Here is a 16187-nt window from a genome sequence, read left to right as displayed (position 1 = left end):
GGAGCATCAAATGAAGACAGGTGGCATCGACAGCAGCCAGATCCAGGCCATGATCGCCCAGTTGAAGGCGCACGCCACGCGCCCGAGCCTGACGCCGCCGGTGATCCAGACCGAGGCGCCGGCGGTGCCGAAGGCGCAGTTTTCGGACGCGCTGGAAAAATCGCTGGCGGCGGTCAACGCCAGCCAGGTGCAAGCGGCCGACATGGGCAAGCGCTTCGCCATGGGCGACGACAGCGTCAGCCTGTCGGACACGATGATCGCCATGCAAAAGGCCAGCATTAACTTCCAGGCAACAATCCAGGTTCGCAACAAGCTGGTCTCGTCTTATCACGAGATCATGAATATGCAGGTATAACCGCGCACCCTCACCGCGCGGGGTCAGTGCCGACATTCGGACACGAGCTCGACTTTACAAGCATTACCGCGGGGTCAGTGCCGACATTCGGACACGAGCTCGACTTTACAAGGGCGTTTACCGATCAGCCCGTGTCCGAATGTCGGCACTGACCCCGGGGTTATTGGGGGTTTCGGGCGCGTTGATTGGAGAGATAGATGTTGTCGCGCTCGATGGACCGGCCTGCCTGCACGGCTTTTACCCAGTCGGCGGTACTCGTCACCGCCGCGAAGTTCGAATGGAACACCGTGCTGTAGACGCGGTGTATCTCCTCCGCACTGGCCTGGCCCGCCGCGTTTCGGTAGGGCAGCGAGCCGGTCGCATCCGCCAGAAACTCCACCGTCAAACCGTCGTGCGCGGCGTGGTAGATCGTTGCCGCGTCGCAGTTGTGCGTCATGTAGCCGGCGATCGTCAAGGTGTCGATCTGCTTGTCTTTGAGCCATTGCGCCAGGCCGGTGCCGGCGAACACGCTCGACGCTTGCTTGTGGATGTGATGGTCGGCGTGGCGGCCGGCCACGTCCGGATGCAATCGCCATGCCGGCGAGCCGAGCGCGAACACCGGCGATTCGGCCGGCGCGTCGTGCTGCACCGTGATCACCGGAATGCCCGCCGCGCCGGCGCTGTCCATCGCCAGCGTGATGTTGGGCAGCGAGGTCGACACTGGCGGGAATTCGATCGGCAACTGGCCGGTGAAGTATTCGTTTTGCACGTCGATGACGAGCAGGGCGCGGCGCGGGGAGCTGGACATGGCTGATTCCTTCGGGTGGTGGATGACGGCGTCCATTGTCGGCCCAGTCGCCGGTCCCGGCCAGTGGCCCGAAGGCGCCGTTTCGGTATAATCGGGCCATGCCTACTTCCGACCGCCCCATCCGCGTCGCCGTGATCGCCTACGACGGCATCACGCCGTTCCACCTTTCGGTGCCGTGCCTGGTGTTCGACGCCGGCCAGGACGGCGGCTTCGACGTGCGCGTCTGCGCGGCCGACGGCACGCCGCTGCGCACTTCCGCCGGCTTCGCCATCGCCACCGACCACGACCTGCGCGCGCTCGACGATGCCGACATCGTCATCATGCCGTCGTGGCACAGCGATTGCCGGACGGCGCCGCCCGCGCTGCTGGCCGCCTTGCGCGCCGCCCACGCGCGCGGCGCCCGCGTGGTGGGGCTGTGCCTGGGGGCGTTTGCGCTGGCCGAGGCGGGCCTGCTGGACGGCAAAAGCGCGACCACCCACTGGCAATTCGCGACCGCCCTGGCCGCGCGCCATCCGCGCATCGACGTCGATCCCGACGTGCTGTACGTCGACGCCGGGCAGGTGCTGACGTCGGCCGGTGTCGCCGCCGGCCTCGATTGCTGCTTGCATCTGCTGCGCCAGCTGCGCGGCGCCGACGCCGCCAACCGGGTGGCCCGGCAACTGGTGATCGCGCCGCACCGGCAGGGCGGGCAGGCACAGTTCATCGAACGGCCGTTGCCGGTGTCGAGCAGCGACGGCCGCTTCGCCGGGGTGCTGGAATGGGTCACGCAGCGCCTGGCGCAAGCGCACAGCATCGACGCGCTGGCCGAACGGGCGGCCATGAGCCGGCGCAATTTCACGCGCCACTTCCGCCAGGCCACCGGCACCTCGTTCAAGCAGTGGCTGCTGGGCCAGCGGCTGGCGCATGCACAATGGATGCTCGAAAGCGGCGACGCGTCGATCGAGGTGGTGGCGCAGCAGGCGGGGTTCGGTTCGGCGTTGTCGTTGCGGCAGTATTTCCGCACCGTGTTGCAGACGTCGCCGTCGGCCTACCGCGGGGCGTACCGCCGCTGACCCGGCGCCGCTTACATCATGCCGGCGATGCGGGCGTTGCGTTCGCGTTCGAGTTTGGTGATGTAGCGCTGCACATAGGCCAGCGTGCTGCGCTGGATGTCGACGAACTCGCAGCCAAGGCGGCGGTTGGTCTTGTTGTTGAGCAGGGTCAGGTCGAGCGAGTTGCGCACCTGCAGCGCGGTGGTCACTTGGCCGATCTCCGGCAGGTCGATGCGGCAGTTCGGGTATTCCCTGCCGATGGCGTCGCCCAGGATCATCTTGTTGTCCAGGATGGCGATGCCGCCGCAGCTGATGTCGGCCAGCGGGAAGGTGGTGATGCCGCCCAGTTCGTCCGGCAGCGTGACGACCACGCGCACCGGATTGGTCACCGGCGTGGCGATGCGGTAATACTCGCGCCGTTGCAGGCGGATCAGGGTCGGCGGCACGGTGATTTTAAAGGCCGGATTGCCTTCGAAAACGGTGGCCTCGACCCGTTCGGCCGCGAACAGGATGCGCACCTTGTCGAGCGTGGTTTCAAACGACAGCCCCTGCGCGGCCAGGATGCGCTTGTTCTGTTCCGGGTCGATCGAGCTGTCGAGCACAACCGTGTCGAGCTGGTCGTCGACCTCGAGGATGGAGGTGACGCAGACGTCGGATTCGCCCTGGATCAGCATGCGGATCAGCTGGTTCTTCTCACCGATGCCGCGCAGCAGGGACACGATCTCCTTGCGCGACTCGATTTCATAGTCATGCCAGTTTTCCAATTCGACATCCTGAAAGTGTGGATACATCTGGGCCGGCGTCAAATTTCGGTGAGGGGGAGGCTGGTGTCCGGCGCCTCGGGAAGCGGCAAGCCGGACTTTTGCGCTGATTCAATATGATATAGCCACGCCAATAGTTCCGCAATCGTCCTATAGAGCGTGGGCGGAATTTGTTGATCCAAATCCACATCCATGAGTAAAGACACAAGTTCCTTGGACTCATGGATGAACACGCCGGCTTCCCTGGCGACGCCGATGATCTGCTCGGCCACCAGACCGCGCCCCTTGGCCACGACCTTGGGCGCCGGCGCGCCTTCCTGATAGGCCAGGGCCACCGCCTGCTGCAGCGGCCGGCGCGGGGTGTCATCGGCCATCGCCGCCTCCATCGTCGCCGGCATTGTCGCGCGTGATCAGCAGCGACGACAGCGGCGCTCCGGCCGCCTCCATCGCCTGCTCCAGCCGGCCGGCGTGCAGGCGCAGCGTGTCGGCGCTGTCGTCGCTGCCGGTTTGCACCTGGATGTGGACCTGGCCGCCGACCAGGGTGACCGCGGCCGACACCTCGCCCAGGAGCGGGAAACGGAAGCGCACGCCGCTGCGCCAGATCTGTTCCGGCGTGTCGTCGCCGGCGCCGCCGTCCTGCCGGCCTTTTTCGCGCTGTTCGCGGCGCACGTCCCATTGCATCGGCTGGCCGGGCCAGGCCTCGCCCTGCCACTGGACCCGGCCCTGCTCGTGCGTGTGCAGTTGCTGGTTGATCATCTGTGCGGCGGACAGGTCGGGACCGTTGGCGGCCGCGCGCGCGGCCGCCTGCTCGCCGGCGTGCGCCATGCGCTGCATCTGCGGTTCGCGCATCAGCTCGGGCAAGGTGCGCTCGCCCTTGACCCATTCGGTCACATGCGATTCATAGAACAGCCCGCTTTTGGAGATGGTGTCCTGCAGCTTTTGCGCCAGCGCGTCGGTGTCCGGCAACGCGCCGCCGAACAGCGCGGTCTTGCCGATCAGCGCCAGTTGCGCCACCTGGCCGCCCTGCGCCGTCGTCAGCACGGTGGTCAGCGCGCGGGCGGTGTTGCTGAGTGTCGATTGCGGCGTGGTGTGGTCGAGTTCGGGGAGTTCGCTGGACGGCGTCAGGGGCGCCTTGCCCAGCAGCGTGGCCGCCAGGCTGTGCGGCTTGACGGCGTCGGCCGGCAACGGCGTGCCGGCCGCTTGCGCGCCGGCCGGCAACGGCCGTCCCGCCGCTGCGGCGTCGCCGGGTTTGCCCTGCGCGGCGGAGGCAGGGTCGGCGCCGGGGCGCGCGAGGGCGGGCGGCGTGGCGGCCTGCGCGGCGGGGGCGCCGGGCGGGACGCCGGGGCGAAGCTGGCCGGGCACGGCGTCCGCGTCGGCCGCGTCAGCTTGAGCCTGGCCCGGCTGGCCGGGGACGGCGGCGGCCGGCGCGCGGCCGGTGCCGGGTTGGCCGGCCGCTGGCGGCGACGGCGAATACAGGGCCTCGCCGCCATCGGCGGGCGCGCCCTCGCTGTAGACCACGGTGGGGGAGGCGCCGGGCGTGCCGGTGCCGAGCTGGAAGGTCGGACGGGGCGAGGCGGTCAGCACCGTCAGCGGCACCTGGTCGCCGACGTTGACGCCGGGCGGCAACATCATGCGCACCGCGTTGTCGGCCACCTTGACCAGTGAGCTGCCGTCGTTGAAGCGCGACATGACCTCGGCCGTCACCGACTTGCCGACCATGCCCTGCAGCACGCGCTGGAACGCGGCCTGGCGCTCGTCGCCGACGGCCGCGCCGGCGCCGAGGCCGTCGGCCGGGCGGACGGGCATGACGGCGGCGTCAAAGCGCGGCAGCATGACGCCGGCCTGCGTTAAACGCTGCCGTAGGCGCTCACCACGCGCCGTTCCGTGCCCGTCGAGTTGATCAGTTTGGACAATTGCTCCATCCACGGCATCGTCAGGTCGCGGATGCGGCGGTCGGCGTTGAGCATCTGGCGTATCAGTTCAATCTTGCGTTCGCGCTCGGCGCCGCGCATCGGCGCCGCCGGCTCCTGCTCGCGCAGCGATTTGGCGTGGGCGGCGACGCGCTCCTCGAGCAGCACCAGCATGTCCCAGTCGCTGCGGGTGGCGGCCTGCACCATCTGCTCGGTCAGGGCGGCCATGGCGGCGTACACGGATAAAATTTCTTGGCTGGTCATCATGGATCAGGCGCTCGCGAGGTTGGGTTGTTTGATGCCGCTGGCGGCGGGGGTGTCGGCGATGGCGTTCCAGGCGTCGCGCAGTTCGATGAGCAGGCGCTGCACTTCCTCCAGGATGGCCGGCTCGTTGGTGATGTTGGCCGTCACCAGGCGTCCGCTCATGTACTCGTACAGCGAGTCGAGCCCCTCGGCGATCTCGCCGCCGGCCTTTTTGTCGAGCGCGGCGCGCAGGCCGCTGTCGATGATCATGATGGCCTTGGAGATCGACTTGCCCTTCTCGGCGATATTGCCACTGCGCATGCCGTTCAACGCCGTGCTCAGCGCGACGAGCGCGCCGTCGAACAGCATCACGATCAGCTTGTGGGGGCTGGCGGCCACAACGCCTGTTTCCATGCCGACCTTGGCATAGGCATGCACGCCAGTGTGTCGAGATCCGAACATATTCCGTCTCCTGTGAAGGGCTTCGTGTTAATTGTTGGCCGCCAGGGCGGCCAGTTGTTGGGTCAAGAACGACGTCGTCGTGTTCATGCTGGCGATCATGGTGTCGAGCGCCGAATATTGCTTGCGGTAGCGCGCCTCGATGTCGACCAGCCGCACGCTGAACGCGTCGCGTTGCTTGGTGATGTCGGCCACGGTTTTATTCAGGCCGGTGGTGCGGCTGGTCAGCGCGCCCTGGGCGCCCAGATAGCCGGCCGCCAGCGAGTTGAGCTGGTAGGCGTAGCCTTGCGAGAAGCCGAAGGTGCCGCGCGAGCCGATCTGGTCGCCCTCCACCGTCAGTTTCAGCCCGTCGACATCGGCGCCGGGGGCGCCGGTGAGGGTCTGGCCGTCACCGGTGGCGGAGTAGCCGCCGATGGTGCCGGCCACGTCGACGCCCTTGACCGGGGCGCCGGCGCCGAACACGGCCGAGACCGGGCTGCCGCTGTCGCTCGAGACGGTGATATTCGACTTGGAACCGTAGCGCGTCGATTCGAGCTTGAGCTTGCCGTCATCGCCGATCGTCGCCGCGACGGTGGCACCGGCCGTGGAGAACTGGCTCACGCCGTTGATCGCCGACTGCAGCATGGTGGCCAACTGGCTGGGATTGTAGGTGCCGGCCGGGATGCTCACCGATTGCGTGTTGTTCAGGTTGGCCGGCACGGTGTCGTTGAGCGTGATGGTCCAGGTGGTGCCCGCGTCGATCGTGGTCTCGGCCGGCAGCGCGGCGCTGCCTTGCAACGTGCCCTTGGTGGCCAGTTGCGTGATATTGACGGCGTAATCGCCGGCCTTGGTCTTGGCGCTGGAGCTGACGAATTTCACCTCCGGATCGGTACTGCGCCCGACCGCCGCGAACAAGCCGGCGATATCGTTGTAATTGTTGTCGATGGCCTTTTGCAGCTTGGAGCTGTCCAGCGACAGCGTGCCGTCCTTCTGGAACGCGATGCCGATCTGCGACAGGTTCGTCAGGCTGGTCCCTTGCAGGCCGGTGATGGTGCTCGACATCTGGGCGCGGATGGACGATTGTAGATTGCGCAAGGTGGTGTCGCCGAGCAGCGGGCCGCCGGTCTTGGTCTCGGCGTTGTAGCCGCCCAGCGCGGTCATCTGCGTATTGAGTTCGTTGTACGCCTTGACGAAGCCGTTGACGGAATTGGTCAACGCCCCGGTGTCCTTGGACACCGTCAAGGTCGACGCGCCGACCTTGAGCGTGCTGATGGTCACGCCCTCGATCGCGCCCGAGATGCCCAGGCTGGAGCTGGTGACGTCGATGCCGTTGACGGTGGCCTTGGTGTCCGAGGCGGCCGCTTTCTGGCTCAGGTTCTGCACGCCCTTGGGATCGTAGGCCAGCAGGCTCTCGAGCGCCGGATCGGCCGGGTCGCCGCCGGTGCCGGACAGCGTGATTTTCATCGTCGAGCTTTGGCCGCTGTTGGTGGACGTCAGGATCAGGCGGTTCGGGGTGGCGTTGGCGCCGGTCGAACCGTCCTTGACGATCGAGGCGGTAACGCCGAAATTGCCCTTGTTGATGGCGTCCCGGATGCCTTCCAGCGTATTGTTCGTGCTGTCGATGACGATGTTGCCGCTGGTACGGTCGGCGTCGGCCGCGAAGTCGGCGCCCAGGTAGGCGCCGCCGGTGCCTTCGGCCAGGCCCGCGCCGGCCGGGTTGGTGCCGCCGACCTTGATCGGGCTGCCGTCGGCCGACACCAGCGAAATCGACGCGACGGCCGTGGTGCTCGAACCGATATTGGGCGCGCCGTTGTTGCCGATGCCGCCCGTGACCGTGCCGGAGACGGCTTCGGCGATGGCGATGTTGCTGCCGTCGGCGTTGGTGAATTGCAAAGTGCCGTCGGCGGCGCTGCCGGTGAAGGTGATGTTGGCGTCGGCCAGCGCGCGCGCGGTGGCCGTGTTGCCGGTCAGGGCGGCGTCGATCGAGGCCGCCGTCACGCCGGCGCCGCCGGCCACGCCGGTCGCTTGCATGGCGATTTCCACGCCGCCCACGGACAGCGAATAGCTGCCGCCGCCGCTGGTGTCGACCTGGCCGAAGCTCGAGGCGCCGGCGGCGCCGAACAAGGTGGCGCTGGTGACGGTGGCCGCCGCCTTGGCCGACACGCCGGTGGTGGTGCTCTTGGCGTTGATGGCGTCGGCCAGCAGGCGCGCGCTGCGCGTGGTGCCGTCGGTGGCGATGGCCGTGCCGTTGATGCTCAGCGCGCCCGGCGTCAGGCCGCCGGTGCTCAGGCTGGCGCCGAGCGCGCCGCCGGTGATGCCGAAGGTGCCGCCGCTGACGGCGCCGAGCGAGAAATTGATGGTGGTCTTGGCGCCCAGGCCGATGGCCGCCGTGGTCGATTTGTAGCCGTTCGAGGCCAGCACCTGGGCCTGGGCGATCTGCGTGACGTTGACGCGGTAGCTGCCCGGTTTGGCGCTGCTGGTGGCGGTGGCGGTGAAAATCGAGGCGTCGCCCGGCGTCGTCGACATGGTCTGGAAGCCGCTCAGCGACGTCAGGCTCGACAGCGACGACTGGAACGCGCCCAGCGCGCTCGACAGGTTGCCGAACGCCGACACCTGCGCCAGATAGCTGGCGGACTTCTTGTCGAACTGCGCCAGCGGCGCCGACTCCGCCACCATCAGCTTGCTGATGATGTCGTTGACCGGAAGGTTCGAGCCGATGCCTGGTGATGAGATGGCCACAATGCGCTCCTAAGTAAAGCAATAATATAAGACAATATCGGCAGAATCAAACCGGACTTGAGAGGGGAGATTACCGGCCTGTTCGGGCAAAGCGGAAAAAACAGGCGGCGCTGCCGCGTCGGCGGGCGCCAACCAGGTTGGCGCGATGGGGAATGCTGGGCATTGCCTCAGAAAAGCATGCCCGAAAAGAAAAAAAGCGGCGCGCCCATGGCGCGGCCGCTTCATGCGGTCTGCTGGATCAGCAGGCCGGCGGTGCTGGATTTCGATTCCAGCGCTTTGGCGATTTCCAGCGCTTCCGGGGTCGGAATCTGGCGCAGCACTTCCTTGGTGGTCTGGTCGATCACCTTGACGACGGTGCGCTTGCTGTCATTGTCGATGGAAAACTCCAGGCCCTGCGACTTGTCCTGGGACGCCTTGTTGAGCTGCGATACGGCTTCCTTGAGCTGCTCGGCGTTCGGCACGGTGGACGGCCCCTTGACGGCCGCCGCCGTGTCGACCGCGCTGGCCGGCGCGCGCGGGGCGCCCGGCAACGCCGCCACGTCGCCGCTGGCGGGGGCGCGATCGGCCTGGCGGGCCGGTGTGGCCGAGCCTATGGTATCGATAGTCATGATGTTTCCTTTACGAAAAATCCCCGGCTGACAAAATCAGCCGGGGAACCTGGTCAGAGAGACGGTACGACGTCAACCCATCCCCGGATCTTAACCACGCAGCAGCGACAGCACGCCGTTCGGCAGCGAGTTCGCCTGCGCCAGCATCGCGGTACCGGCTTGTTGCAGGATCTGGCCACGGGTCAGGGTTGCCGTTTCCGCGGCGAAGTCGGTATCTTGAATCCGGCTACGCGAAGCGGACAGGTTTTCCGTCGTCGTGTTCAGGTTGGCGATGGTCGACGCGAAACGGTTCTGGATCGCACCGAGCGCGGCGCGGTTGCTGTTGATCTGGTTCAGCGCCGAGTCGATGGTCTTCAGTGCCGCGTTCGAGCCTTCGACGGTGCTCACGTCCAGCTTGGCGACCGATTGCAGATCCGAACCGAACGAGTCGCCGGCGGTGCCGCCGAGGATCGCGTTGCCGGTCGATTTGATCGAGAAGCCCGAGTCCGACGAGAAGTCGAGCTTGCCGCCCACGACCACCGAAGCGTTGGTGCCGGTGGCGTCGCCTTGCGGGATGGTTTGGGTGGCGGCTGGCACGGCTGCGGCGGTGCCGTTGGCCGGCGTGGCCGCGCCGGCGATCGAGGCGGCGCCCAGACCGGTGGCGGTGTCCGCCAGCTTGTTCTTCAGGTTGATATCATCGCCGTTGGAGTTGCTCAGTACCAGAGAGGCGACGCCTGCGCCATCCTTTTTAATCGACGCGGTGACGGCGGTGGTGCCGCTTTGCGAATTGATGGCTTGGGCCAGTGCCGACAGGTCGCCGCCGACCACTTTGGCGGAGATGGTGACCGCCTTCGAGGTCGAGTCGTTGGCCACCGAGTTGGCGCCGCGCAGTTCGAACTGCACCGCGCCGTCGGTGATGCCGGTGATGGTCGCGCTGGTCGACGCCTTGGCCGTGACGCCGGTCGTGCCACTCTGGGCGTTGATGTTCGAGGCGATCTTGGCGGCGCTGTCGGCCTGCAGTTTCGGCGGCGTGGCACCGGCGTTCGGGCCGTTGACCACGACGTCGGTGGAGACGCCCTTGCCGGAGGTGATGGTCAACGTTTCGCTGGCGGCGATGTTGTTGGTGCCGTCAACGTTCGATGCCGCTTGCGACAGCGAGGTGGTCAGGGTGCCGCCGGTGGCCGATTTGAGTGCGTTGTTGCCCAGATCGGTTGCCTTGGCCGAGCCGACGCCGACGTTGATGGTCTGGCCGGAGTTGGCGCCGACCTGGAACTGGGCCGAGGTCAGCGAGCCGTCCAGCACGTTTTGGCCGTTGAACTGGGTGGTGTTGGCGACGCGGTCCAGCTCTTGCGACAGGGCCGATACCTCGTTTTGAATCGACGAACGGTCCGAATCGGAGTTGGTGCCGTTGGCGGACTGGACAGCCAGTTCGCGGATACGTTGCAGCAGATCGCCAGCAGTGCTCAAGCCACCCTCGGCCGTTTGAGCCAGCGAGATACCGTCGTTGGCGTTGCGCGCAGCCGTTTGGTTACCGCGAATCTGCGACGTGAAGCGCTCGGAAATGGCCAGACCGGCGGCATCGTCCTTGGCGCTGTTGATGCGCAGGCCGGAGGACAGACGCTGCAACGAGGTCGACAGGGAAGCTTGCGAGCTGCTCAGGTTACGTTGCGAGTTCAGCGATGCGATGTTGCTATTGATGACTTGTGCCATGATGATTCTCCAGATTACTTCGATTTGGGCTAGGTGCTCATTTCACTTTGGTCTGTCTCCCCGTTCCGAGACAATCAAACCGCTGTTGTAATGATTAACGGTTGCCCTGCGGGAAGCTTTAGGGTGGGCAACAGCAGGAAATCGTCGCTTTCCACCGTCGAGCTGGTCCCGGGTGCCCGCTTAAACGACCGCGAAACGCGAATCTTTAGGGCCAAAATAATTATTTTTCACGCTGTTTTCGATGAAAAAAAACCCGGCGAAGGCCGGGTTGCAGGGGTTTCGAGGGGGCGCCGCCGCGCTTTCGTGGTCGAATCGACCACAGGTCGACGCTATTCGGCGGTCACCACCCGGTTCTTCCCGGTCTGCTTGGCAGTGTACATCGCTTTGTCGGCCCGCTTGACCAGTTCGGTTTGCTCCTCGTTGGGGCGGCGCAACGCCACTCCGGCCGAGAACGTGATCAAGACCTTCTCGTTATCGTGCAGGAAGAAATGCTTGGTCAGCTCGCGCTGCAGGCGCGTCATCGTGGTGGCGGCCGCCTCGACCGAGGTTTCCGGCATCAGGATCAGGAATTCCTCGCCGCCGAAGCGGGCGATCACGTCCATCGAGCGCAAGGTGTCCTTGACGATCTTGACCAGGTGCTTCAACGCCGCGTCGCCGGCGATGTGGCCGTAGGTGTCGTTGAGCTTTTTAAAATCGTCGAGGTCGAGGATGGCGATGCACAGCGGCGTGCCGCGGCGGTCGGCGCGGGCGGTCTCGCGCTCGAAGACGTCGTCCAGGCCCCGGCGGTTGAGGCTGCCGGTCAGCTGGTCTTCGCGCACCAGCTCGCTCAAATGCTGCAGCTTGGCCTCGAGCGCGTGAATGCGCGATTCGGCGTCCTGCACCTCCTGGCGCGCCAACACCATCTTGTCGCGCGCCTTGAGCGCTTCGCTCTGCACCAAGCGGGTTTCCTTGAGCACCTCGTCGAGAATGGTGTTGAGCTCGGAGATATTGTCGGCCTTGCTGATCTTTTCCGAGTAGCCGCCGATTTTCTCGTGGAAGTCGCCGGTCGAGGCGGCGACCTGGCTGAGGCGGTCGATAAAGGTCATCATCATGTTCTTGACGGTGAGCTTGACGTCCGACAGGCTGTGCTTGAGCTGGCCCTGCTTATAGATCACTTCCTTGAGGCTGCGCGTGGCTTCCTCCAGCGCGCGCACGTCGAGCGGGCCGGCGATCAGGTTTTGCACCGATTCGATCTGGCCGCGCAGCCAGCTGTCGTCGTCGAGCAGCTCGCTGACGTTCTCGAGCAGCAGTTTGAACAGGCGCAGCAGCAATTCCTGCTGTTCGCCGCTGTCGCCGCCGCGCAGTTCGATCTGGAAGCACAATTGTTTCAGCCGCAGGCCGATCTCGGCCAGCGCCTCTTCGCTGTGGGCCAGCTTGGTGGCCGCGCCCAACGATTCGGCCTCGGCCACCAGCACCGGCGCGCCGCTCAGCAGCGAGGCGACGGCGAACGTCAGCGTGCGGCTCAGCAGGTCGCGCAGCACGCGGCTTTGCTCGTTGTCGGCGTCGGCGCCGGCGATCTCGATGCCCTTCCTGGCGACGAAGTGGCGCTCGACCAGCTGCGACAGCGTCTTGGCGTAGCCTTCCCAGTCGCGCGTTTTGACGGCGCGGTTGAAGCGGCGCCCGAAGTCGGCCAGGTCGCCGGTGTTTTCGGCCAGGCGGGTGGCGAACTGGCTGAGCACCGATTCCGGGCCGGGATCGACGCTGCCCAGCGGCGCCGGGGCCGCCGGCGCGGCGGCGGCGGCCGGCTCGGTGATGCCGGCGATCTCGTTATAAATATCCCGGTACGCTTCCGGCGTCGGCGCGATGCGCCGCACGGCCAGGCGCTTGAACGCCTCGCGCGCGATATCGGCCGGATTCTGCTCGGGAGTGGATGGTTTGGACATAGATGACACGCGGCCTTTTAAAAGGTTTTCTGATTACACCAATGATAAGTCCGTGTCACGATAGGCAATGCCCGGAGCAGGGGGCGGAAGATGCCTTTCATCACGGCATTAGATATGTGTAATCAGTCAACCATGTCGGACGGGCGCCGACGATGGATCACCCGCCATCTTACCCGCGCCGCCGCGACGCCCGCGCCCGATTACTCGATCAGTTGGTTTTTGATCGCATAGTGCGTCAATTCGGCGCTGTTTTTCAGTTTCATCTTGACCAGCAGGCGCGCGCGGTACTCGCTCACGGTCTTGACCGACAGCGACAGTTCCTTGGCGATCATGCCCACCGTCTTGCCGGAGGCGATCATCGTCAGCGTCTGGTATTCGCGGTCCGACAGCGTGTCGTGGGGCGGCGCCTCGTGGTCCTCGCCGACGTGGTTGGCCAGTTCCTGCGCCAGCGCCGGGCTGATGTATTTGAGGCCGCCGGCCACCTGGCGGATCGCCGTCACCAGCTCGCGCGGCGCGCTCTGCTTGGTCAGGTAGCCGGAGGCGCCGGCCTTGAGCGAGCGGATCGCGTACTGATCCTCGCGGTGCATCGACAGCATCAGCACCGCCAGCTCGGGCTTTTCTTTCTTGATCTGTTTGAGCACCTCGATGCCGCTGCGGTCGGGCATCGAAATGTCGAGCAGCATCACCTGGCATTCCGACTTGCGGAACAGCTTGACCGCGTCGAGGCCGTTCTCGGCCTCGCCGGCGACGACGATGTCGCGCGTCTCGGCCAGGATTTGTTTCAAGCCCTCCCGCACGATGGCGTGGTCGTCGGCGATGAAGACCTTGATGATGGCTTTTTCTGTCATTTGTTATTTTTCTCTAACGCTTTCCGGATATCCGCCGTGACATTATTTCACAATGGTAATTTTTACTCCAGCTATTGTAGTGCCGGCCGCCGCCGCGATGAGCGTTTTCGCGCGCGCGATGGTGCTTAATCTTGCTTAATCTTGATGGCAACAACAGTTCCGCCCCCGGCCGCGTGGCTCAGCGTTAACGTTCCGCCGAGCGCGCGGGCCCGTTCGGCCATACCGCGCAGGCCGAACGAGGCCGCCTTGGCGCGGTCGGCCTGGCCGATGCCGCGGCCGTTGTCGCTGATCTTGAGCGAGACGTGGTGCCGCAACCGCGCCAGCTTGACCGTCACCCGGGTGGCGTTGGCGTGCTTGGCGATGTTGGTCAGCGCCTCCTGGGCGATGCGGAACAGCGCCGTGGCCTGGTCGTTGTCGAGCGCGATGTCGCGCTGGTTGGCGCAGAAGGTGCTCGGCACGCCGGCCTGCTTTTCGAATTCCTTGACCTGCCACTCCAGCGCCGCCACCAGGCCCAGGTCCAGCAGGGCGGGGCGCAGGTCGAGCGAAATGCGGTGGACGGCGTCGATGGTGCGGTCGACCAGCGCGTCGACATAGTCGGTTTTTTCGCGCAGCGCCGGGTCGGCGTCGTCGAGGCGGGCGGCCAGCATCGCCAGCGCCATCTTGATCGCGGTCAGGTTGCCGCCTAGTTCATCGTGGATTTCGCGGGCGATGCGGGTGCGCTCCTGCTCCTTGACGCGGTCGGTGTGGGCGCTGAGCTCGGCCAGCCGGGCGCGCGACTGGCGCACCTCCATCTGTTCCAGCTTGCTCTCGGTGATGTTGGTCATCATGCCGTCCCAGCGCACGTCGCCGCCGGGCAGCAGGTGCGGCGTGGCGCGCAGGTTGATCCATTTGACGTCCTTCCAGGCGTCGACCCAGATGCGGCCTTCCCAGTTCCAGCTCCACATCGCCGACGCCGATGCTTGCATCGCCTCGCGGTAGGCGCGGCGGTCGTCGGGCAGGATCAGGTCGAGGAAGCGGCCGGGCTCGGCGTGCAGCTCGGGCGCCGTCACGCCGAGCAGGGCCAGGCAGCCGTCGCTCAGGTAAGGAAAGGAGACGCCGCCGTCGGCGTGCAGCACGAACTGATAGACCAGGCCGGGCGTGTTGGAGACGATGGCGTCGAAGCGGGCGCGCACCTCGGCCAGCTCGGCCGCCAGCGCGGCGCCGCCGGTGGAATTATCGGAAGGTGGGTTCATCGGTAGGCCGTCGATCATGGTGTGGTAGGCGTCAGCGCGCGCGGAAACGTTTTAACAGGCGGCGAAAGCGCGCCGTCCAGCTGCCGGGCGCGGGCACGGGCAGCGCCCGGCGCCAGCGGCGCACCCCGGCCGCGACGGCGTCGACCCGGCGCCAGGCGGCGGTGGCGCGCAGGCTGGCCACCCAGCGCTGTTTCAAGGCCAGGAACCAGCCCAGCAGCCGGGCGAACCAGAGGATGGTCAGCAGCACCGGCCGCGTGAGCAGGTACAGCCGCGCCACGGCGGCCGCGCCGACGACCTTGGCGACGACGATGACGATCAGGCCGGTCAGCGCATGGCCGTTGCCCATCGCCCACAACGCCAGCAGCTTGACCGGGAACAGCAGCACCGCCGGCAACGCGAACAGCACCAGCGCGGCGTACGGCCCCAGGCGGCAGATCCACGCCTCGAGCCGGTGCAGCGGCGGCCATGCGGTGAGCCTGGCCATCAGGCGCGCGCCGACCGTCCAGAGCCAGTCTTCCAGCAGCAGTAACACGGCGGCGAGATACACCAGCGGCGCGAACAGTCGGCGTGCGTATCGGCGGATGGGTTTCATTGTTGGTTATGTTGTTCCTCTGACAGCATGATACGTGAAAGCGCCGCCGGCGCGGGGAATGTCGTCTCGCGTGCGGCGCGCCGGCGCGTGCCGGGGGTGACAGGGGGTACAATGGCCCGCATGAATAAAGCATTTGTCAAAGAATCGGACGGGGACGACGACGAGGAAGCCGCCGCGCTGGCGCTGGCCATCCCGGCCGGGTCGAAGAACTACATCACGCCGGCGGGCTACCAGCGCATCAAGGATGAGCTGCTGCAACTGATCGACGTCGACCGCCCGGAGGTGGTGCGCATCGTGCACTGGGCGGCGTCGAACGGCGACCGCTCCGAGAATGGCGACTATATATATGGCAAGCGGCGCCTGCGCGAGATCGACCGGCGCATCCGCTTCCTGACCAAGCGCATGGATTCGGCGGCCATCGTCGACCCCAGCGTGCACCATGGCAGCGACCAGATCTTCTTTGGCGCCACCGTCACCTACTGCAACCAGCACGACGAGACCCGCACGATCACCATCGTCGGCATCGACGAGCTCGACCCGCTGAACGGCAAGATCAGCTGGGTGGCGCCGGTGGCACGCGCGCTGACCAAGGCGCGCGAGGGCGATCTGATCACCTTCCAGGCCCCGCACGGGGTCGAGGAGCTCGACATCCTCGAGGTCAGCTATCCGGCGCCCGTGGCGGACTAATTGTCTGTTTGTGAAATCGCTGGGAATTCCGGCCGCATAGCGCGGGTCGATTTCCCGGTTGCGGGGTCGTGCGGCAAGAAAACTTAACTTCTTATACACTTCGTGCCAGAGATTTCTTGAGGTTGACCGCATGGCAACATCGACTCTGGAACAAATTACTGGCGCGCTGGCGGAATTCACCAGCGCCACCCGGCTGTACGCGCTCAGTCTAGGCGACGAAGCCCCCGCCTTGATGGTCGAAGCCTTTGCCGCCGACGAGGGGCTGCAAGCGATCGGACATCGCGACATCATCGCGCTGTCGACCGACGCGTTTATCGAACTGGCGCCCCTGCTGGGCAAGCCGGC

17 protein-coding genes are annotated in these 16187 nt (G+C 66.1%); 4 read left to right on the top strand and 13 right to left on the bottom strand.

Annotated features, from left to right (window positions below; all coding sequences use genetic code 11):
- Positions 1 to 10 precede the first annotated feature (10 nt).
- Positions 11 to 355: a flagellar hook-basal body complex protein FliE gene (gene fliE / locus BMX85_RS19435; protein WP_090322339.1), complete on the top strand. Its 345-nt coding sequence runs from the start codon at positions 11 to 13 to the stop codon at positions 353 to 355.
- 160 nt (positions 356 to 515) lie between these two features.
- On the opposite strand, the gene BMX85_RS19430 is transcribed toward fliE, so the two are convergent.
- Positions 516 to 1142: a cysteine hydrolase family protein gene (locus BMX85_RS19430; RefSeq protein ID WP_090322335.1), complete on the bottom strand. Its 627-nt coding sequence runs from the start codon at positions 1140 to 1142 to the stop codon at positions 516 to 518.
- Between the two features lie 98 nt (positions 1143 to 1240).
- Between BMX85_RS19430 and BMX85_RS19425 the strand changes: the two genes are divergently transcribed.
- Entirely contained in the window at positions 1241 to 2194 is a 954-nt protein-coding gene (locus BMX85_RS19425) for a GlxA family transcriptional regulator (RefSeq protein WP_090322333.1), read from the top strand.
- Between the two features lie 11 nt (positions 2195 to 2205).
- Here the strand turns inward: BMX85_RS19425 and BMX85_RS19420 are convergent, their stop codons facing one another.
- The 12 genes from BMX85_RS19420 to BMX85_RS19365 all read right to left on the bottom strand — a co-directional run bounded on the left by BMX85_RS19420 (position 2206) and on the right by BMX85_RS19365 (position 15155).
- Positions 2206 to 2964 (bottom strand): flagellar brake protein, encoded by a 759-nt coding sequence (locus BMX85_RS19420; RefSeq protein WP_090322329.1) that lies wholly within the window; start codon positions 2962 to 2964, stop codon positions 2206 to 2208.
- Between the two features lie 11 nt (positions 2965 to 2975).
- Positions 2976 to 3308, bottom strand: a complete 333-nt coding sequence (locus BMX85_RS19415; protein ID WP_090323779.1) for an EscU/YscU/HrcU family type III secretion system export apparatus switch protein — start codon at positions 3306 to 3308, stop codon at positions 2976 to 2978.
- On the bottom strand, positions 3298 to 4767 hold the full coding sequence (locus tag BMX85_RS19410) for a flagellar hook-length control protein FliK (RefSeq protein ID WP_090322326.1): 1470 nt from the start codon (positions 4765 to 4767) through the stop codon (positions 3298 to 3300). The genes BMX85_RS19415 and BMX85_RS19410 overlap by 11 nt, the downstream gene beginning before the upstream one ends.
- 14 nt (positions 4768 to 4781) lie before the next feature.
- Positions 4782 to 5111 carry a flagellar protein FliT gene (locus tag BMX85_RS19405; protein ID WP_090322322.1) on the bottom strand — a complete coding sequence of 110 codons (330 nt, stop codon included), beginning with the start codon at positions 5109 to 5111 and terminating at the stop codon, positions 4782 to 4784.
- A gap of 3 nt (positions 5112 to 5114) precedes the next feature.
- Positions 5115 to 5549 carry a flagellar export chaperone FliS gene (fliS, locus tag BMX85_RS19400; RefSeq protein WP_090322319.1) on the bottom strand — a complete coding sequence of 145 codons (435 nt, stop codon included), beginning with the start codon at positions 5547 to 5549 and terminating at the stop codon, positions 5115 to 5117.
- A 27-nt stretch (positions 5550 to 5576) separates the two neighbouring features.
- A complete protein-coding gene (gene fliD, locus BMX85_RS19395) occupies positions 5577 to 8264 on the bottom strand; it encodes a flagellar filament capping protein FliD (protein ID WP_090322313.1) in 2688 nt (895 codons plus the stop codon).
- 221 nt (positions 8265 to 8485) lie between these two features.
- Positions 8486 to 8872: a flagellar protein FlaG gene (locus BMX85_RS19390; RefSeq protein ID WP_090322308.1), complete on the bottom strand. Its 387-nt coding sequence runs from the start codon at positions 8870 to 8872 to the stop codon at positions 8486 to 8488.
- Positions 8873 to 8962: 90 nt separating this feature from the next.
- Complete coding sequence (locus BMX85_RS19385; protein WP_090322303.1) at positions 8963 to 10561, bottom strand: flagellin N-terminal helical domain-containing protein; 1599 nt, start codon at positions 10559 to 10561, stop codon at positions 8963 to 8965.
- A 329-nt stretch (positions 10562 to 10890) separates the two neighbouring features.
- A complete protein-coding gene (locus BMX85_RS19380; RefSeq protein ID WP_090322293.1) occupies positions 10891 to 12483 on the bottom strand; it encodes a GGDEF domain-containing protein in 1593 nt (530 codons plus the stop codon).
- Positions 12484 to 12683: 200 nt separating this feature from the next.
- Complete coding sequence (locus BMX85_RS19375) at positions 12684 to 13331, bottom strand: response regulator (protein WP_090322288.1); 648 nt, start codon at positions 13329 to 13331, stop codon at positions 12684 to 12686.
- A gap of 125 nt (positions 13332 to 13456) precedes the next feature.
- A complete protein-coding gene (locus BMX85_RS19370) occupies positions 13457 to 14563 on the bottom strand; it encodes a sensor histidine kinase (protein WP_090322285.1) in 1107 nt (368 codons plus the stop codon).
- Between the two features lie 31 nt (positions 14564 to 14594).
- Positions 14595 to 15155 carry a hypothetical protein gene (locus BMX85_RS19365; protein WP_090322282.1) on the bottom strand — a complete coding sequence of 187 codons (561 nt, stop codon included), beginning with the start codon at positions 15153 to 15155 and terminating at the stop codon, positions 14595 to 14597.
- Between the two features lie 120 nt (positions 15156 to 15275).
- Between BMX85_RS19365 and greB the strand changes: the two genes are divergently transcribed.
- Both greB and BMX85_RS19355 read left to right on the top strand, forming a co-directional pair.
- Positions 15276 to 15842, top strand: coding sequence for a transcription elongation factor GreB (gene greB, locus BMX85_RS19360; protein WP_090322276.1), 567 nt, complete (start codon positions 15276 to 15278; stop codon positions 15840 to 15842).
- Positions 15843 to 15972: 130 nt separating this feature from the next.
- On the top strand, positions 15973 to 16187 hold a 215-nt coding region (locus tag BMX85_RS19355; RefSeq protein WP_143068034.1), incomplete at its 3' end, for a hypothetical protein.

Origin of the sequence: Duganella sp. CF517 (assembly GCF_900110275.1) — a bacterium.
Lineage (GTDB): Bacteria > Pseudomonadota > Gammaproteobacteria > Burkholderiales > Burkholderiaceae_D > Rugamonas.
Note: the sequence above shows the minus strand (reverse complement) of the source record. Positions and strands in the feature narration are given on the sequence as shown.